Source organism: Photorhabdus hindustanensis (assembly GCF_002968995.1).
Taxonomy (GTDB): Bacteria; Pseudomonadota; Gammaproteobacteria; order Enterobacterales; family Enterobacteriaceae; genus Photorhabdus; species Photorhabdus akhurstii.
On record NZ_PUWT01000047.1, the window covers coordinates 1 to 19,138 of the forward strand.

Annotated in this window: 14 protein-coding genes and 2 pseudogenes; 3 read left to right on the plus strand and 13 right to left on the minus strand. The window is 38.5% G+C overall.

Going from position 1 to position 19,138, the window contains the following annotated elements:
- The 12 genes and pseudogenes from C6H66_RS16135 to C6H66_RS16190 form a co-directional block, all read right to left on the minus strand.
- Window positions 1–387 (minus strand): annotated as a pseudogene (locus tag C6H66_RS16135) (hypothetical protein); the annotation flags it as partial.
- Window positions 374–1,525 carry an SGNH/GDSL hydrolase family protein gene (locus C6H66_RS16140; RefSeq protein WP_046396378.1) on the minus strand — a complete coding sequence of 384 codons (1,152 nt, stop codon included), beginning with the start codon at window positions 1,523–1,525 and terminating at the stop codon, window positions 374–376. The pseudogene C6H66_RS16135 and the gene C6H66_RS16140, both read right to left, overlap by 14 nt.
- Window positions 1,512–2,933, minus strand: coding sequence for an MBOAT family O-acyltransferase (locus C6H66_RS16145; protein ID WP_105396099.1), 1,422 nt, complete (start codon window positions 2,931–2,933; stop codon window positions 1,512–1,514). The genes C6H66_RS16140 and C6H66_RS16145 overlap by 14 nt, the downstream gene beginning before the upstream one ends.
- 211 nt (window positions 2,934–3,144) lie before the next feature.
- Window positions 3,145–3,933: a protein bax gene (locus C6H66_RS16150; protein ID WP_036809710.1), complete on the minus strand. Its 789-nt coding sequence runs from the start codon at window positions 3,931–3,933 to the stop codon at window positions 3,145–3,147.
- A 1,283-nt stretch (window positions 3,934–5,216) separates the two neighbouring features.
- On the minus strand, window positions 5,217–6,293 hold the full coding sequence (locus C6H66_RS16155) for a fimbrial protein (RefSeq protein WP_105396100.1): 1,077 nt from the start codon (window positions 6,291–6,293) through the stop codon (window positions 5,217–5,219).
- Window positions 6,294–6,305: 12 nt separating this feature from the next.
- The gene (locus C6H66_RS16160; protein WP_105396101.1) at window positions 6,306–8,780 is read right to left on the minus strand and encodes a fimbria/pilus outer membrane usher protein; all 2,475 of its coding nucleotides are present in this window, start codon (window positions 8,778–8,780) and stop codon (window positions 6,306–6,308) included.
- 25 nt (window positions 8,781–8,805) lie between these two features.
- A complete protein-coding gene (locus C6H66_RS16165) occupies window positions 8,806–9,504 on the minus strand; it encodes a fimbrial biogenesis chaperone (RefSeq protein WP_036809702.1) in 699 nt (232 codons plus the stop codon).
- Between the two features lie 67 nt (window positions 9,505–9,571).
- A complete protein-coding gene (locus C6H66_RS16170; RefSeq protein ID WP_036780407.1) occupies window positions 9,572–10,153 on the minus strand; it encodes a fimbrial protein in 582 nt (193 codons plus the stop codon).
- Between the two features lie 830 nt (window positions 10,154–10,983).
- The gene (locus C6H66_RS16175) at window positions 10,984–12,105 is read right to left on the minus strand and encodes a DUF4056 domain-containing protein (RefSeq protein WP_105396102.1); all 1,122 of its coding nucleotides are present in this window, start codon (window positions 12,103–12,105) and stop codon (window positions 10,984–10,986) included.
- Entirely contained in the window at window positions 12,102–13,247 is a 1,146-nt protein-coding gene (locus tag C6H66_RS16180) for a BamA/TamA family outer membrane protein (protein ID WP_105396103.1), read from the minus strand. The genes C6H66_RS16175 and C6H66_RS16180 overlap by 4 nt, the downstream gene beginning before the upstream one ends.
- Window positions 13,248–14,249, minus strand: coding sequence for a hypothetical protein (locus C6H66_RS16185; RefSeq protein WP_036809800.1), 1,002 nt, complete (start codon window positions 14,247–14,249; stop codon window positions 13,248–13,250).
- A 152-nt stretch (window positions 14,250–14,401) separates the two neighbouring features.
- Window positions 14,402–15,595, minus strand: a complete 1,194-nt coding sequence (locus tag C6H66_RS16190; protein ID WP_105396104.1) for a benzoate/H(+) symporter BenE family transporter — start codon at window positions 15,593–15,595, stop codon at window positions 14,402–14,404.
- A gap of 298 nt (window positions 15,596–15,893) precedes the next feature.
- Between C6H66_RS16190 and C6H66_RS16195 the strand changes: the two genes are divergently transcribed.
- Complete coding sequence (locus C6H66_RS16195; protein WP_105396105.1) at window positions 15,894–16,562, plus strand: epoxyqueuosine reductase QueH; 669 nt, start codon at window positions 15,894–15,896, stop codon at window positions 16,560–16,562.
- A gap of 115 nt (window positions 16,563–16,677) precedes the next feature.
- Here the strand turns inward: C6H66_RS16195 and C6H66_RS16200 are convergent, their stop codons facing one another.
- On the minus strand, window positions 16,678–16,893 hold the full coding sequence (locus C6H66_RS16200) for a hypothetical protein (protein WP_036780415.1): 216 nt from the start codon (window positions 16,891–16,893) through the stop codon (window positions 16,678–16,680).
- 535 nt (window positions 16,894–17,428) lie between these two features.
- On the opposite strand from C6H66_RS16200, the pseudogene C6H66_RS16205 reads away from it, so the two are divergent.
- A pseudogene (locus tag C6H66_RS16205) lies at window positions 17,429–17,812 on the plus strand (IS630 family transposase); the annotation flags it as partial.
- Window positions 17,813–18,222: 410 nt separating this feature from the next.
- Window positions 18,223–18,498 carry a hypothetical protein gene (locus C6H66_RS16215; RefSeq protein ID WP_105396106.1) on the plus strand — a complete coding sequence of 92 codons (276 nt, stop codon included), beginning with the start codon at window positions 18,223–18,225 and terminating at the stop codon, window positions 18,496–18,498.
- Window positions 18,499–19,138: the final 640 nt, after the last annotated feature.

Genomic DNA, 19,138 nt, shown 5'->3' on the forward strand with positions numbered 1-19,138 from the left:
GGTAGTGAGTTTCCATTGCTGTGTATTACCGGTCATACTGACCATAGCGTTACGTTGGCCAGGTACATTAATTGGGCTAACAAAACCAATCCCTGCATCGCCAAAACGTTGTTGCAATAAAGAGCGAAGCTTGCCGGTAAAAAAATCAGCAGCGGTATGGGAATCGCCTATCTGAACAAAATGCAGTTGATTATGGTGACTGTTATGCAGTTTATTCGCCAGTAAGGCTAAATTTGGTTCACCGAAGTCTATTAGCTGTTGATTTTCTTTTGCCGGTTGTTGTGTTGGCATTTGTTTATGGCACGATATCAAACTTAAAGAGAGTGTGATGACCAGACTAATGCCAGCAGATTGGTATCGCCGACGGAGTTGTTTAACTATTTTCATTTTGCTTGGTTCCATTTTGTTTGGCTGGTTCCTGAATAAATTTAATCAATGAAAATATGTTGTCTGAGATAGCTTGCTGGCCTTTTAAGCTAAAGTGTATGCCATCACCACTTCTGAGTTTAATTTTGTTACTATTATCGCCAATATAATCGGAATAATCATTTGCATGGTATTTAAAAATATCATTAACAGAAACGTAGATTTCCCCAGCTTTCGTGACTTCCGATCGATACAAGGATCTCAGATATTCCATGCTGGTGGAAAGTTTTTTCTGTCGCATATTGGGAGGACCAACCCAGATAATATCAGCGCCGTGGCTACGTGTTTCGGTAAGTATCATGTCGATACGTTGGCGATAGAGGTTTTCCCAATCGGGGCTGGCGAATTTCAGGTAGATGTTTCCATGTTTTGTTGGCATATCCCAGGGATCATTTGGCCCCAAAAAAATAACAACTAACTTGATATCGCGGTTGGCTTCCAGTGTTTTGTTGATAGTTTCCGGCCAGTTAAAAAAATTGGGGTAAGCGAGTCCAGTACTTTGTTTGCTGAGATTAATACTTGAAATACTGTAATCCCGGTAGAGCCGACGTTTCAGATGGGGAGCGATACCCTGCATCATTGAATCTCCGGCAAACAGCACTTTATCTTTGGCGGCCAGTGTCACGTTGGTTTTACCGATAACCGCACTGGGGGAAATATTATTCCTTAAATCATGAGGTATTGGTGAATTAACAGGATGAGTATGGGAAGATTTCTGTAATAACTCAGGAAAAGTTGCAGGCAGATTTGTAACAGGAGAGGGATAACCACTCAGGAGCTTGAGTCCAATCTGAAAATCCGCAGGCAGTGTGATATCAGCTTCCTGGGAAGTTTGCTGATGATTGCCACTATTATTGCCGGTAGTATGTAATATGAAAGCTTCCCCCGCAGCGAGTACGCCTTGCTCCAGATTATCACCGAAATCCCAGAACGGATGACCTTGTAAAGTAGCCCAAAGGCTTTGCTGATGGTATTCTTGTTGCCAGAATCTATCCAGTGAACGATGATTTAGCCAGATTAACAGTAGGCTAGTTAATATTACGGTAAATGTGACTTGCCCTACTGTCTTTAAATTAGATTTGAATTCAGAAATTGGCATAAATGAATCCTGGTATTCCTTGTGGTGAGAGCATAAATACTAAAGTCAAAATAATTGCTAATGGTATTGGGTAATATATCCATGAAATATTAGAATGCATTTTCTCAACCATTATTTTTAGATTAATTAGCCACGGGTAGATAATAAAGAATCCCCAGAACATCAATAACAACCCACTGTTGGCTATTATTGAGTGAAATAAACCTGATGATATCAATTGATTTAATAATACTAGTGCATCATCAAGAGTAGGACAGCGGAAGAAAACCCATGCCAGACAGACAAAGTGGAAAGTGATGATTCTTGATAAAAATGAGCTGACTGGGTTTCGGGAAATATTTCGATTTTTTTTGTCTATTGGGGGAAATAACTGGTATTTGACATTGAGGATTATTAATCCCAATCCATGAATAGCTCCCCAGATAATGAAGTTAATTCCGGCTCCATGCCATAATCCAGAGATTACCATAGCGACAAACAAATTAAGATTTTTACGTATAAATCCTTTCTTATTACCACCTAAAGGAATATAGACATAATCACGAATAAATTCAGACAAACTGATATGCCAACGGCGCCAGAAGGCTTGTAAGTTTTCAGCCAGATAAGGGGAATTAAAGTTTTTAGGTACCCTGAAACCAAGGAGTAGTGCTAATCCAGTAACAAGGTTGGTATAACCAGAAAAATTAAAATAGATATGCCATGCATAGGCATAGATACCAACCAGTATTTGCCCCGTATTGTAGCTGGTAGGATCATCAAAAACTGGATTGACATAATTTTCAGATAAATAAGAGCTGAATAAGAATAGCTTAATTATCGCCAGTGCAATCAGTAATATGGATCTTGATGGTTCAATGATTACTCTTGATGAAATCTGGATTTGAGGCAGGAAATTCTTAGCTCGGTTGATTGGTCCGGCAACAATACTTGGAAAAAAGCATAGGTATAAGGCGACATCAGGAAATGATGCTTTGGGCATCTCTTTTCTTGCGACAGCAACGACATAGCTGATGGAATGAAATGCATAGAAAGATAAACCCAAAGGGACGAGTAGTGTCAGTACAGGTAAATCTATGGACAAGCCAAATTCGGCAAACGCTTGTTGGAGACTTTCCTGAAAGAAAGAATAATATTTGAATAGCGTAAAACATCCCAGAATACCTATCGTCAGGATAGTAAATGTGATGCGATTGGATAGAAATTTGCTGGCTATGTTTGTTAAAAGATAAATAAATAGCGTATAGCCAAATAGGATGCCGGTGAAAAGAGGATTAAAGGAAAAGACAAACAGATAACTTGCGATTATCAGTAGATAGTTTTGTGCTTTCGCATTTTTTTGTAGCATCCAATACAAGAGAAAGAAAGCAACAAAGGAACCAAGAAACTCAAAAGAAAAGAAATTCATATTAAACTCTGGTCAATCATTTTATCTTAATATAGGTTAATATTGGGTGATATTATAGTATTTGATCTAAACATTCTATCAATGAAAAGAACAAACCGATGGACATAAGAAAATCATCCGTTCCATAGTGGGTTATGGTAACGGATGATATTGGTACTTAGCACAAGATATTCAAACAGAAGATATTCATGCTAATGACTTATTTAGGCCCTTAGTCATGGTCGTTTTTGGCTAACTTCTGCGCCTGAGTAATAAGCCCTTTATTGCTGTTAAATACTTTATGCAGATAACTGTTGTAAGTCGAACCCAATTGTGAATACCCTTCAAGATTATCAATCAATTTGCTGGTATTTAGTGATTCTTGAAGGCTTCTCTGCTTGGCGCGTGAAACACGCAATGATTCATAAGCGTTATGAGTATTCATATTTTTCATATAGGCTTCGACAGAATCATTGATGGTCGAGTAGGAGAAATAACCTTTTATTTTACCTTGGGTTTTCTTACAGTTGTTACCGCAACGCATACCAAACAAGTTGTTATTCTGTTGTGCAAGCTTAGATGTTCCCCAGCCAGATTCTGTTGCGGCCTGAGTGGCAACAAAATGGGTTGGGATAATATCAACACGACTTAGTAGCTTGCTCCAATTAACTTTTTTAGGCGAGCTGCTACAGCTCACGTTGTAGTTTTTACAAATTTGTTGCAGGCGCTTGATATCCTGTATGGACCAATGCTTGGCATTTTGGTGCTCCAATAGCCATTTCCGTTCCTGCATAATTTGTTGATTGTGTTGATCAATCACAGGGACAACAACATTTAAAAACGCTTTCTTACGTAGGGTGCCCGAAGGGTATTTTCGCAAATCTGGCAAACTGCTTTGCATGTCATTGTGAGAATACTCTATGCTTTTAGCGGTGCTGGTTGAGGCATGACTAAAAGCGGAAAACAATAGTGAGATAAAGAAAGCGAAGATGGCAGTTGTCCTCATCGTTTGAGAGGGCATTGCTTTTCCTCGTTTGCTCTGAATAAAAAACAAGCTGATGTTAGCAAAATAAATCCAGCATAGCCAGAGTTATTAGCGATTCATAAATATATTTTCTGTAATAAAAATTATTATTTTGCTCATTTGTTCTGTGGTTTTTTATTAATTTATATATGGTTATGTGCTATTCGTGTACAAAATATTACCTGTTCTGGGTGAGTTATCCATCAGATATAATCATGATTTTTGAGTTAATTTTGTGTCTGTAAGTTGCTTTTTCAAAAGAAAAATGATTTGTAAACTAGTTAGTATAATATCGAAAGTGATTGAACTTAGTTTTATTACTGTTAATTATAGTACAGCCAATCGTAAGAACACCGCGGCGAGTAGTAAACTGATTGATATTAATATTGCCGTTATAAGAATAATTATCATTTTCATAAAAAGGTGACCAGTTACCGATATGGTCTTTTTCCTCTGTGAGTTAAAATTCAGTCGTCTCTGTCAGGCTTGAGCTAATTTTCTAATGTATCCATTGTCATTGGTGCGGTGCAGGATATTCGATATGGTTCTAAATGTTAAGTTAAAATAAGTAACAATGTGTTACAAATATTTACTTCAGGTGATATTGTAAAAATATAATAATGAAGATGTATATAAGGATAAAAAAATTTTAATAATTTATTTGTTGATAATTATAAACATTTATCTTTATATTTTTATATTAAAGGTGGTTTTGGGGAGTAAAAGTTATTTTTTTTATTATGTTAGGTTAAATTTTTTTATTACGTTTTTACATTGCGTTAAATTATATTAATATATAAGGTTTTCATTTTACATTTATTTATGTTATTGATTTTTAATTGATTATTTTTATTGTCAATCAATGTGATTGGATGTTTTTATATATTGTGTCTTTCTGTTTTTATAATTTTTCTTTGTAGTGTTTTTCTTGAGATATATTTTTATTTTTGACTGGTTGTTGTTTCTATTTATTCTTTAATAAGGCTGGAATATATTGTTTTTGATGTTGTTTTTTTTAATTTTATTGATAAGTTTAAGTATGTTTTTTCTATTTTTCGTAGAGTTACACTATTTTATTAAGAAATTAGTTGAGTGTGCGTGATTACTTAATATTAGGATTATCATTATGTTACGTCAACTCAGGGTGGATTATAAATGTAAATGAATTTTTCTACAGAAACACTTTATTACAAATTATTACTTATTGAAACATAAATTTTTAATTCGGAAAGGGAAAATAAGAGACATCTCCTTTGCCTCTTGGTTAATTTTCCTCTTGATTAATTGTATTCAAAGTTCAGCACAGAAGTTGCTTTCAGGTCCCCTGCTATGATGTTTTGCGGATCATAAACGTGATAGTAAGCATTAAGGTCGATGGAAAAGTTTTTATCAATGACATTGCCGGAGTTTTTGCTGAATAGCAGTGTTGCGCCGCGGGATGAGGATGGCGAGGCACTGAAAGTTATCGGCGATGAATCACTTGTCTGAGAGACACGGATACCAACACCTTGAGCGGCACCGGCTTTGCTATCAATTAAGGTTTGATTGTCATTTGGCAGCAGATTATTGCTGCTTAGGTAAGCTTTAACTGAGCGTGAAGTTTTACCGTTTTGGAGATATTTGCATTCAAAGTTCAGGGTAAAAGGGGTTTCGCCTTTATCTATTCCGTTAAGCAATCTAATGCGGTTGACTTTTGGTAGATTCACTGTTAACCCAGCATTTAAGAAGTGACAAGTTGTATCTCTGTGATTAAAAATCATCGTAACGGGCTGGTAATAGATATCTTCAGAATGCGTCGGCCACTCCCAGGTAAGAATAAAGGTCAGGAAATCGGTAGCGAAACGGAGAATGGCATCAAGGATTCCTAAGTTGGTGGTATCCATAGCAATTACAGCAGTTTTTAATGTTGCAGAATTGCCGGAAAAGACATGAATATTACTACCACCGGGTCTGCCACCCAGTAGCTTTACATTAAGCGTAAATTGGGCTTGCAATTTGCTGGCAGGGTATGTGTCGTTACTGTTTCCCAGATTAATACTGTTGCTAGGAGAAAGATTCGTGACAGTCACTTCGGCATAATCTTTGCCGCCATTGAATCCTAAAACAACTTTGTTTTTGGTAAAAGGTGAACCGTTAGCAACAGAGTTTTGTTTCCATAATGAATTTCTTGTGCATGTAAAATAGCCAGAATATTGGGTGTTGAGTGTCCAGGTTGCATTACTGTTTAGGGTGAGGTGATCTGTCATATCAACAGTGATTGCCGGTGCTGTTATTGCATATTTAGGTTGGCAGTCTGCATAGGCTATGTTGCTGCTTAGACTGATTATGGCCGCCAGATACAATGGTTTAAGTTTCATTATTCTTCTCCCTTAACGGCAAATATTGGCGGTTGAGCCCATTTCAGGCTGTGGATCGTTTATTGTGCAACTCTTTTCGCCTAGCTGACCGATGCGGATATAAATTTGTTGTGGTAATTTTTCTGCTCGCAGGAAAACCATGCTGCCCTGACCAACGTATCCTAAGCTGTTACCTTCTGAATCGACAATTTCAGTCCCGAAAGGTAAAGGTTTACCATCAGCCTGGGCGGCATAGAAAACAAACGTTTTCCGCTGGTCTGTTTTAAATCCGATGTGGGTAATCGCACCGGAATATGGCGCAACATCTCGGATATTACCGATAAGTTCAGCGGCATCTTCTGATACTTCACTGGTATCTAGCATGATGGCGTTTTTACGGTAAGGAGAAAGATAAGGTATCAGCAACTTACCGCTGTTGTTTGTCACCATGCTTTTATCTCCATTCACAGAAGCGTTTGCCGTGCCCGGCGCGTCAATGATGGCGAAAGTTTCCCCAACCTGATTAGCAGCCAGAATGCCGCCTTGATAAGCAACTAAACTGCCGATTGCGCCAAGCCCCATTTGGCGGTATTCCGTGGATTGGCTATAAGAACTACTCAATGTGGAAACGGATGTTTTATAGGTCAAATTTGCACTGGTTGTTGTCGAACCGCTTTTCTGATCTGAAATGTTGAAGTGGTAATTCAAACGGTTGCTTGGGCCTGCGCTTCCGCTTAATCCTACGTTACTGTTGTCATAGTGGCTTTCATTGACTGAGATATTGTTGGTCAAATAAGCGGGGTAACCAAACAACTCAAAAGGAATAGATAGCATTAGATAGTAACGCTGTTCCTCTTTACTTTCTGTTTCATTGATATTGTATCGGACACGGCTTGCTGTCAGGGAGTAATTGACTTTACCCAGACTGTTGGAATACCCCATTTGATATTCTCTGCTTTTATTCTGGGTTCCCCAGTAATCACGGAATGTTCCCGAGAGAAAAAGTGAACCAGCACCACTACCAAGATTCTGATTTAAATTGATATTAAAGGTATTTTTTTGATGGGAATAGTATTGTTGGTTATAGCCGTTGCTTATCCAGTCATGTAGATCAATTGCATCGATTAAGGTGAGATAATTTTTAGTTGAATAGCGATAAGCCGCCAGCGAAAAATTTGTTTTTGTTTGTGGAATATAGCGACTATAAGCCAATTTGTAGCTTTGACCTTTCATGGTTGGGTTATTATCAAATTTGGCGCTGGACTGTGAAACATCAATTGAGACAGCGCCAATGGGTAGATTAAAGCCACTACCCAACAGTAGTGAATAATAATCTTTACTGATAATGGTGCCTGTATAACCGGTCAGGACATTATTAAAACCATATTGATAGCTGGCTTGAAAAAAGTTTGGTTTATAACGACTGTTGGCAATATGTGTTTTGCCTGCACTGATATCATATTTGCCAAGACCTTCTTTCATCATATTAGGAACGGATGAAAAGGGGACGGTAAAACTATTAGCACGTCCGTCTGCTTCCGTCACTTCAACTAGCAAATCACCACCTGAACCTGTTGGTAAAATAGTATCAATGGCAAACGGTCCCGGTGGCACATTACCTTGATAAATAACAACATTATTTTGGGTGATTTTTACCAGAGCGTTAGTTTGCGCAACTCCCCTGACGATAGGGGAAAATCCTTGCCAGGCATCGGGGTACATGCGCATATCTGTTTTCAGATTGATACCTCGAAAACGGAAAGAGTCGAATAAATCGCTGGATGTATAGCTATCGCCAATGCGAAATTCTGAATTAATTGATGAAATTCCCCGTTGCAGATAACGGGTATTATTACTCCATTTATCACCATTTGAACGTGTGTAGTGATAAGAGGATTGATCACGTAATTGCCAGCCAAATAGATTTAAACCGCTATTAAGCGACACGTAAACATTATCTTCATTTTCATGGTCGCGGTTTTGTTTATTCCTATTTTGAGTATGGTAATAGTTGGCATTATAGGACAGCATAGCGCCGGGGATACCTCTGTCCCAGAATGCAGGATCAATATAGCCTTTTAGCTCGTTTTTGACATACGCCTGCGGGACCACAAGATGTAGACTGAGTTTAGGAACATCGAGATTAGCGGTTCCTTCATATATTATTTTAGTAAGAAGAATTTCATCTTTGGATAAATTTGATTCTGATAATTGGTTTTTATCAATTTTTATACCTAATCTAGAAAGATCTTCATTAAATAAGTAAATATCTTTACCATCATTCTGGATATTAATATCAAATCTTCCTTTCCAGTCATTATTCAGATATATATCAATATCGTAACGGCCAGCGGGCAGTTCTGAGGTGGAGTAAAATCGGGATAAATCTGCTTTTGCAGATTCACCGGCGAGAAAATCAGTATTAAATGTTGCGGCATAGCATAAACAACCTGTATACAGCAAGGCACCTATTATCAGAGCTAACGGACTAACTTTTTGTCTTATCATGTTCTATGCTATGCCAGTAATATCACTATTGAAGTAGTAAAGTTAATTTATTTATAGCACCAAAATCGTCAATAATAGCCAGAGTTAATTTGTCTCCAACTTTTACTTTTTCATTGGTACTGAATGAATGAGAGGAGAACGGTTTTATAATTGTTCCTTCATTGAGTAAGTTAGGTTGAGTATCGGAAGATTTAAGGCCGACGATATTCACGAAATAGGGTGATGAATTCTCCAATTTTAGTTGGCCACCCTCACGTTTTAATACAATATGTTGTTGGAGCTGTTTCGGTAAAATAGAAAGCTTATCAGGCCGGTAGAAAAATTTGATCCGGGTACGAATAGCAATCTGCATGACGTTTTTGTCACCAATATTTTCTGCAACGGGGGGAATATCCAGAACATTTAAATAAAACAGAGATTCACGATCAGTCGGTAGATTGCTGTTGATGTGCTTAATTCTTAATTGCTGCCCATTATTGCCATCAATTTTGACGACTGGAGGGGTGAGTAAAAAGGGGACTTTAGCTGTTTCAGGTGTTGAATTAGGATCACCATCATCTATCCAGGATTGTACTAGGGAGGGTTGATCCCCTGCATTTAATAATTGAACCGATACCTCTTTATTACTGGATGGATAAATAACACGTGTTGTGTTAATAACGATGTTGGCATGAGCAGATAAAGTCGTCATCCCTAATAATATAGCTAAAAATAATTTCTTCATAACGTTATTTTTGCCAAATTAAATAAGCCTATTTATTTAAATAGGCTTTATTTATTGTAGTAAATAATTATAGATAAGTAACGTGATAAGTAACCATCGTTACTACTTTACCTGGATCTGCATCAGCAGTACCTACTTTGTAATATTTCGCATAGAAATCGACAATTTCGGGTGCTGCCGTAGAGCCCTTGATTCCTGTATCAAACGCCTTATTCAGCATAATAGGGGCGTGTTCTTCGCTGTGTTTAACAATAGCGATACCTACGTTTTTCGGCTTGCCGTTTGCATTGAGCTCTTGGTTGACCAGGTATTTACCATCGTTAGCAATGGTATTTGATGATGTGAACTGGATTTTTAACATAGAGGTTGCTGGGTCAAAACCAACAGCTTTGGATTGGCAGTTAGAAAATTCCAGTGAAAATGCCTTCTTACCAGAATCAATTAAGCCTTCTTTTTGTCCGGCTTGAGTGACTGAGATAGGTTCCAATATAATTGACAGGTTGGCTGAAGCGCCACCATTAATAGTACAAGTAGCATCAGTGACTGCACCAGAGAAATGTAGTGTACCGCCAGCAGCATTATCGGCTGCAACAGCAGAACCTGAGGCAAAAATAAGGGCGGCGGTGGTTGATAACGCGAGTTTATTCATTTTTCCTCTCCAGGAGTAGGGACATCTTAATTGGTTTTATCAGGGGGTAAAGATAGGGGCCCTGAATCCCCCGATACATCAAATAAATTAACAAAACAATATTGTTTTTTATCTATTAAATTGATTAATATTTTAAATTTAAAATAAAAATCAACATATTATATAGTTGAAAATAGTTTAGTAACTTGAGCTTTGGTTTAATAATTCTAATAATTTACAATGTAAGTTCTTATTTTATCTATTTAGATAAAGATGATATTGTTTATACATATTTATAACTTGAAAACATATATTATAGACGATTAAACCTATTTAAGAAGGGATTTTTGTTATTTAAGTTAAATTAAGAGTGAATGTCTATTTTTTCGATAAAAATAAGTTAAATACACAGTTTATGAGTATAATTAGAAATTATTCTCTAATTTTTTCGTCTTTTTGAGATTTTATTTCTTTTTTGGTCTTTTGGATTGGTTAATGTTTTTGTGACTTTTTGATTTATTTTTTAGATGTTATGTAATATTAATTATTTTATATCAGTTATTTATTGATTTTTTATCTTTGTAAATATTTCAATACGATTTTTTTTATCCGGTGAAATAATGCCTTGGTGATGTGTATTTTCCCTGTTTGATTTAATTTAAGTACAGTCAGCATAGTTTGGTTTTATTATAGATAATGTTGATTTTATATTGTGATGTAACATTGCGTAAATAGTAAATAATGATTGATGATATTTTAATGGGATTATTATTTGAGAAATAGTAATCTGAAATATCCTATATTTTTTAACTCATGATGTTATATTCATTCTTTCATCAAAAATATGTGAATCAATAATTCTCTTGTTGTTCTTTCGCTTTTTCTGCCAATTGTGGAAAATCAAGCGCAATCCAGTAACTTTCTGGTACAGGAAGATCTTTCATTTGGCGACTGGGCCACAATTGTAGTTCGGCCAATTCAGATAATTTGTAGCCAATATATTGTTGCGGCAGGGTGAGCCTAAGTGGAAATTGCTGTTCTGTCGGCACCATATTAGGTGTGCGATCACTGTGAGTATGGAAATCGCGTTGAAGGATTAAACGTTTATCGGGTATACGGCGTTTGCTGTCCCACCAGATACCATCAATCTGTTCAAACATTTTCCGCGTTTCATCAGGGGATAAGGCTTCCAGTTCACGCAGTGCTGGAGGCAGAATGGCTTGCATTGATAGACGGTATTGCTTCATTGACGGCACTTGTCCTGCCAGTATCAAAGAGAGGGAAAGACGAGCGCCTAGTAGATTAGAGTAGAGATCTTCCGGGGAAAATGCCGACACTTTTTCAGAAAATCCTGGTACAGACTGATAACCATACCATTGGGCGATTTCATGCCATGCAGCAAGTTCAAAAGCCAATTTTACCGCGAGATAAGCAGTTAGGGTATAACGTTGTTCTATCGCTGCTGGTGGTGTGAATTGATAGAACTGGATACGGCGTGATGCTAATTCGTTGCTGAGTTCTATTTGCCACTCTTCTCCAAGACGGGGCCAGATTTGACTGAACAGAAAAACCGCATTATCAGCGGTATCCCGTACATGGGAAATATCAATGAATCCGCCCCGGCGGGTATATATCATCCCTACTTTTTCATTACTGAGCCCGGTTAATGAAGCAACGGTACCAAAAAAACTGTTGTTATAATTATGTGCCCCAAGATTATCGGCATCTAACACATTACTTATGTGGTAAAAAGGGACTGGAATGGTCAGTAATTCAGTTTTTAAATTATAGCCAAAAGCGCAGCAAGCTCTTAATCCTTCGGGTGAGGGAATCGGAGCAAGAACCGGCCATGCACGGGTGGCTTCGGCGGTTGTTTCACTATTTAAGTCAGGTTGTACTGGTGCGATTGAAGAAAAAGTTCCCTGGCATCCTGCAACTAACGTTAAAGCAGCAATCCATAAACGCAATTTCAAAACGCCTCTCCCACCTGAAAATAAAATCCATTGCTTTTTTTACCGACGCCAAAGTCCAGTCTGACATTCATTTTAGGTTTAAATTCAAAACGATAGCCAGCGCCAACTGTGGGTAACCAGTTTTTTGAACCAATATCTTCTGCGTAATGACTTAGGGTGCCAGCCCCAGCCCATAAGACGAATCCGTGCCGCCAGTCCAATTTGCGCCGATATTCTAATTGAGTGCTGATAACATTTTTGTCCCGGTATCTACCTTCATAATATCCGCGCATCCGGTTGCCATTACCTAACATTGACAGCATATTCCAGGGCACCTGGCCGTCAGTGAAACGACCATAACTATCAAATGCCAGTACAGATTTTTCATCTAATTGATAATAGGTGCTGTATTGCATATCCACGGTGTTAAACCGACGGTCGCTGCCTAATGCCGGGGAAAAATGGGTATAAGTAATATCAAGCACTTGTCCTTGATGAGCATTAGGCAGAAAATCCCGTGTGTCATAGCTGAAATAGGCACTGACGCCTGAACTCAATATGGACCGGCCATCGTTTTCCGCTACGAAAAGTTTTTTAGCGCCGTTATCGGGATCTTTGGCGTGTAATGATGAAAAATGCCAGCCAGCGCCTAAATAGGTAGAATCAGCAATTCGATAGAGAATTCTGGGTTGTAAGCGCAATTCCTGTGAGCAATATTTTTCTTTGCGATCATCTACCTTACCTGCTTGATATCCCGTACCCCAGTAATAAGTGGGAACGTTGTTCAATGTACCGGAAAGGAAAAAACGCCATTGGTCATCAGCAAAGAAATTGTAGTTATCAAATGTGAAGCCAAAGGCACCGGTTGAAGAGGCAAATCCATTTAGGGAAAGAGAAGAGATTTGGCTGGTGTGATCATTATCATCTGGTCGATAGAGACCGACGATAGCAACACCGAGACCGGCACCTAACTCTGGAGTATAAAAGGGGCCGGGTAAAACGCCCCAGTCAATCGCTTTACTGCTGTCATAGGTATTACTGCCACCTAATTTTTCCAGCCAGCCATCGATTTTTTCCCTGCTAAGTAGTGCTTCACTATATGAGAAATCAGAAATAAAAAGGCTGACTAAAGCCAGCCCATGTAAAGTACAGCGGATATTCATTTAAAAACGGAACTCTCCTGAAATATAACAGCTGTTACGTTTGTTAAAGCCAACTTCAGTCAGCAGATTAAAATGGCGGGTGACTTCCAGCCTTGCACCAACCGTATTATTCCAGCGAGATGCAATATGCTGTTTTACTTTGAATTTCATACTATCATAATCGTCGAATGCACTGACCAGTTTGTCAAACATGGGGGGTAAATCCAGATTACTAATATTGCCTTTAAATTCCTGAGTAATTCTCTGGTACATACCACCGGTCCATACTTGCAATTTGGTATTTCCTTGTCCTGGGATGATTGGCTGGAATATAAACTCATAACCAACACGTGGTGTAACAACCAGAGCGCTAATTTTACCATTCAGAATGTCCAGATTAGTGTAGGTATAGTTGGTATCAAGCGTACCGAAAAACTGATCGTAACCCCCTGCCAGAGTTAAACCGCCACCGTAGGTTTTACCTTTAAAGTCCAGTGCGAAAGGGATATCTTTCATATCAGGAATAGAGAAACCAGCAAATCTGATTCCTTCAATGTTGGTTTTCGATGTGCCTTTTGTCCAGCCATAAACGCCATAAACATTCAGAAAAGGCAGAACCCAAGTATCCAGTTTGAGCATATGTGATTCATTCTTTCCTCTGGTTTTTCCTGTCTGGATATCCAGTGCGTCTTCAAATTCTGGGGTATTCGGTATAATGATTTTAATATCGTCTACAATGATATTCTGTCGCATATTCATATAACCGTAACTGGCGCCAAAAGGTTCCGGTAGGTCATAACCTTTAGCTCTAGCTTCATCACCCCAAATCGGAAGTATCCGTGATTCTTGCTTATTTGGTTTTCTGGATAAACTACCATCAGCAGTCGTTTGGCTTCTTCCGGATTGGCTGACAGAGAGAGAAAGAATTGGGTGATCATCAGCATAGCTATAAGGGATTGCCAGGCATGATGAAATAACGGCTAACTTACTAATATCAGAAAATTTCGTATCAAAAAATTTCATAATAGGAAGCTCGGCTTTGCGGGTAAGAAAATTTAAGGTTGTTAGATACGTCCCATCGTAATATTCAAAGCGCAACAGACCCGGCAAACTATCATAAGTTTTATTGACAATAAGTATCATAAAGTGCTGAAAAGTATAATTTTGCTGTTCATCTAATGAACTATTTTGGTTTTCCTCGGCAGAGATAAAAGGATTATGGTTATTACTCCACCGATTAATCCCCAGAATGCAGCGCCTACGCCAAGTAGTGTCACACCGGAAGCGGTGATCAAAAATGTGATTACCGCGGCGTCTCGTTGCTTTTCATTTTGTAACGCTTGTAGCAGGCTGCCAGAAATTGTTCCAAGCAATGCTAATCCGGCAATAATATGAATAAGAGCCGCCGGTAGGGCGCTGAATAACATACTGATTGAGCCACCGAACAGTCCCGCTATCAGGTAAAACACGCCTGCTACGGCAGCGGCCATATAACGGCGATTTGGGTCAGCGTGAATTTCCGGGCTCATACAAATTGCGGCCGTAATGGCGGCAATACAGACGGAAAAACCACCAAAAGGTGACAAGATCAGTGAAATGAGCGCAGTCCAGCTTATCAGTGACGAAACAGAAACCGGATATCCTGAGGCTTTTAGTGTGGCGATGCCGGGCGCGTTTTGGGATGCCATTGTGACGATGAAAAATGGAATACCGACACTCAATAACGAAGAGAGTGTGAAACTGGGTGTAATAAATTCAGGGGTGACAAATGCGGCTGTAGATTGTTGTTCAAAGTGAATATCTCCCTGTAAAGCGGCGATAATCAGCCCTGATAATAGTGTTAAGATGATGGTATAGCGGGATAAATATCTGCGTGCCAGAAGATAAGTCAAACACATTCCGGCAGTCAGTACGAAGTTGACCGAAAATGAAGAAAAAGCATCCAAACCAAAGCGTAATAGAATACCGGCTAACATGGCTGCGGAAAGTGCCTGTGGGATATAGTTCATTAATCGAGCAAACAGGCCGGTAATACCGCACAGCAAGATCAGTGCTGAAGCAAAGATAAAGATACCAATGGCTTCGTTGATTGATGTTCCAGGTAGCGTTGTCGCCAGTAGCGCGGCACCCGGTGTTGACCATGCGGTAAGGACGGGGGTGCGGTAATAAAGCGATAGCCCCAGGGAGCTGATACCCATTCCAAGCCCTAGCATACTCAGCCAGCCACCGATCTGTAGGGTGGTGGCGCCTGCCGCTTCCGCAGCTTGAAAGATAATTGCTGCTGAACTGGTATATCCAACTAAAACAGCGACAAATCCGGCGGTGATTGCCGGAAAAGAGAGGTCACGCAGAGAAATTGCATGGCGCATGGTGGTCTCCATTTAAATTATTTTGGTTAAAAGTATCTGAATTTGGCTATAATTTAGTTAACTATCAGCGTAAAACAGATTTATCGGTAGTGAACTTCCTTGTACAAACTTTGATGATGACAAGATAACGGTAGAATCTGCCAGAATTTCAGGTAATTTACTGTGATCAGAAAAGTAAGGATCGTAAAGGCAAGGATCGCAACGGCAAATAAGTCATGATGAATTTCATTCGAAAAATTTGAAGCTAAAAATAACTATATTCTATAATTAATTCTTATAATTATATGGAGCCTGCTAAATGGAAAACTATGTTCGCCCTGTTTTGACGTTACCGGATAATGCGGAACGATTATTATTGCACTCTTGTTGCGCTCCTTGCTCTGGTGAAGTGATGGAAGCGATACATGCCTCTGGAATTGATTACACCGTCTTTTTCTATAATCCGAATATTCATCCAAAACGGGAATATTTAATTCGCAAAGAAGAGAACATTCGTTTTGCGGAGCAACACAATGTGCCATTTGTGGATGCGGATTATGACAGCGATAACTGGTTTGAACGTGCTAAAGGTATGGAACTGGAGCCAGAAAGAGGTGTTCGCTGCACCATGTGTTTTGATATGCGTTTTGAACGTACTGCTTTGTATGCTTATGAAAATAATTTCAGTGTTATTTCAAGCTCGTTGGGCATTTCTCGTTGGAAAAACATGCAGCAGATAAATGATTGCGGAAAACGAGCGGCAAGTCAGTATCCGGGAGTTCAATACTGGGATTACAACTGGCGTAAGCAAGGTGGTTCAGCCCGGATGATCGAAATCAGTAAACGGGAAAGATTTTATCAGCAGGAATATTGTGGTTGTATCTATTCATTGCGTGACACGAATAAACACCGTAAATCTCAGGGACGGGATATCATCAGGATTGGTGTTAAATATTATGGTGATGAAGATACCGAAGGGGCTTGTTAAGCTTTTCACGATAGCCTGTTGAGGGGGGGATTTTCCCCCCTGAATTTACAGTTATGACGTTACCAAACTTGTGTCATAACAATTGCGGCACATTAGTGGCGTCAGTCTGGGAAACTCAGTGAGCCTTCTTAGCTTCTTTGCTTGCTGCCTTCTGGTGTGAGTGTTGTTTAGGTGCGGTTTTGTCGGATTTCTTCCCTGCTTTGGTATTTTCCACATGGGAAGGGGTAGCTTTGGTATCCGAAGATTGAGTTACGGGGGTGCTAGGTGCAGCTAATACTGCGCCAGAGAATAACAGTGATAATACAGTTATAGATAAGCCTAAACGTGTCATGATAATTTTCCTGTGTTTTAACTTTAGTTTCACTTGCTGGAATACATTTTGAGCGACTAAGTAAGCTACTTGCTATTCCAGATCTGTCTTAACGCCCAGATTTGCCTTAACGCTCAGTGAGTATACGGGCTTGATCGTTAATTCAGCAATTTAAGATAATGCATTTTTATAGGTTTTTATAATTCGTTGAAGAATCGTTGAAGTTTTTGGGCATAATTTGCCTGATAACAGAGAGTGTTTATTTAAAGCGATAGGTTCTCTATTGACATGTATACTCCGGGTTTTGTGAGTTGTTTGTGTTAACTGTTCATTCATAAGCAGGTTTGCACAAGCTGTAATTAATTATTATTGCCAGTCTGCTTGCACACTATTTATAACTTATAGGTTATAGCCTATAGGAGATAATCATGTTTTAATGAAAATGAAATAAACGTAGTCTATTTATATAATACGTTATTTATTTAAATAAATTTTCAAAATAATAGATCCCTGGAAGGGAACTCAGTCCGATTTTTGCGATCTGATCAATTGCGAAAAATCCCAAACAGAGCAAGTCACCTATGTTAAAGGAATAAAAAAGAACTCTGATTTATTTATCAAAATGTTAGATGAACTGAATCATTAATATCCCCATGCGGAAACCCTCACATTAATCTTAGATAACTACGGTATTCATAAAAGTCAGAAGGTAAAGGAGTGGCTGGCACGACATCCCAAATTTACTCTGCTGTTTTTACCCGTCTATTCACCGTGGCTAAATAAAATAGAACGATTATGACAATCGCTCCATGAGACAATAACACGAAATCATTGTTGTCAATTTATGTGGCAGTTGATTAATTATGTTGATGCTTTTTTGGCATCGTTTTCATCACAGCAAAAGTCAGGAAGACAAAAAATAAGTGTAGCACTATTATGAAACCTTATTTAAAAGGTGCTATTGACTTTGATGAAATAAAACGTTAAAGAAAAGATATTGATATATCGGTAAAGGTCAAGCGGGAAATAATAATTCCGCGCTATCCTAAGGATAGAGAGGAGATAGAAAAAGCCATTGCGAAACTTCAAGCTAAAATCTCTGAACTGGATGCGATATTAGCAAAAGAACCGCCGCCGGAATGCAGATGGATACCGGCCGTCGATAATCCCATGCAATAAAGATGATGTTCTTTTTAGCGTGTGATTAAAACGCCCTTGAGCCGATTTAATTTCATTGGAAAGTCATGAGAATCATGCTTAAAAGAGAAAGTTAAGCGACGTAGAGTCAATGGTATTTTATGATGTTTTATAAGGCATTGTTTTATCTATGTAATTTTTAGGTTATTTCAAATGTTTTCTGTAAAATTATGGTTTGGATATATCAGGTCGCGACAGTGGCGGATAATTTTTTGTGCGGTGGGCTTAATCGGGTTAGCTATCTTTGGGCTGCGGTTATTGCTCTTTGATTATCGGTGGGAGATATATCATTTTTGGAATCAAGAGCGACTATCTATTGATAGAGAGTGGAAAACCTGGGCCAGCCGATATATGCCTGTATTGCACAATAATGTATTTTTACCGGAGAAAGTGATTGCTACGATTACCTTGCAGGATGAAGCAGGATAATCGCTGCCTTGAATTAGGGTTGAGTTATTATCTGTGATTATTTTGGGTAATGAAATCTATTCTCATTCGCATTATCTAATTGAGAATCATTATTTTTACCTCGACGTAGCATATTGTTGTTGGGGATAAGATAAGATTAAGATTGGAATAATACATTTATTGTGTTTTGTTTATATATAACATGCTGAAAGTAATGAAAATATATGTCTTGTTATGGGTTTATGACGCTAAAATATCAATGGGGTGAATTTGGTTCATATTATTTAGATCAATTCAACATTTTTTTATCAATAAATGACATTCCGTTTAAGATTGGTTTAAATATGCTGAATTTTGCCGTTGAGATTAAACAAATTGTGCTGTTTGATAAAAAAATACTTGATTTTAATATGCGCTAATGAGGAGAATTGACTTATTCAATAACCGTCTATTTCGTTATTGAATCTATTAATTCGAGAGCAGGCATCAGGCCCTCACGATTATTTTCATTCCGGTTAACTGCTGAGTCAGGAAATACCGGATGAAATCTCTTGTTCCCCGGATTAACCAGGGCTGACAACCGAGCATTTATTCGGTTGGATTTGTGCCAGTTGAATGGATGAATTGACCTCATCGCTGATGGCAACTGGGACTTTATTGA

Excerpts from the sequence above, each read along its gene's own strand:
- C6H66_RS16140 (WP_046396378.1), bottom strand. The coding sequence starts at position 1,525 with ATGCCAATTTCTGAATTCAAATCTAATTTAAAGACAGTAGGGCAAGTC.
- C6H66_RS16145 (WP_105396099.1), bottom strand. The coding sequence starts at position 2,933 with ATGAATTTCTTTTCTTTTGAGTTTCTTGGTTCCTTTGTTGCTTTCTTT.
- C6H66_RS16150 (WP_036809710.1), bottom strand. The coding sequence starts at position 3,933 with ATGCCCTCTCAAACGATGAGGACAACTGCCATCTTCGCTTTCTTTATC.
- C6H66_RS16155 (WP_105396100.1), bottom strand. The coding sequence starts at position 6,293 with ATGAAACTTAAACCATTGTATCTGGCGGCCATAATCAGTCTAAGCAGC.
- C6H66_RS16160 (WP_105396101.1), bottom strand. The coding sequence starts at position 8,780 with ATGATAAGACAAAAAGTTAGTCCGTTAGCTCTGATAATAGGTGCCTTG.
- C6H66_RS16165 (WP_036809702.1), bottom strand. The coding sequence starts at position 9,504 with ATGAAGAAATTATTTTTAGCTATATTATTAGGGATGACGACTTTATCT.
- C6H66_RS16170 (WP_036780407.1), bottom strand. The coding sequence starts at position 10,153 with ATGAATAAACTCGCGTTATCAACCACCGCCGCCCTTATTTTTGCCTCA.
- C6H66_RS16180 (WP_105396103.1), bottom strand. The coding sequence starts at position 13,247 with ATGAATATCCGCTGTACTTTACATGGGCTGGCTTTAGTCAGCCTTTTT.
- C6H66_RS16185 (WP_036809800.1), bottom strand. The coding sequence starts at position 14,249 with ATGAAATTTTTTGATACGAAATTTTCTGATATTAGTAAGTTAGCCGTT.
- C6H66_RS16190 (WP_105396104.1), bottom strand. The coding sequence starts at position 15,595 with ATGCGCCATGCAATTTCTCTGCGTGACCTCTCTTTTCCGGCAATCACC.
- C6H66_RS16195 (WP_105396105.1), top strand. The coding sequence starts at position 15,894 with ATGGAAAACTATGTTCGCCCTGTTTTGACGTTACCGGATAATGCGGAA.
- C6H66_RS16200 (WP_036780415.1), bottom strand. The coding sequence starts at position 16,893 with ATGACACGTTTAGGCTTATCTATAACTGTATTATCACTGTTATTCTCT.
- C6H66_RS16215 (WP_105396106.1), top strand. The coding sequence starts at position 18,223 with ATGTTTTCTGTAAAATTATGGTTTGGATATATCAGGTCGCGACAGTGG.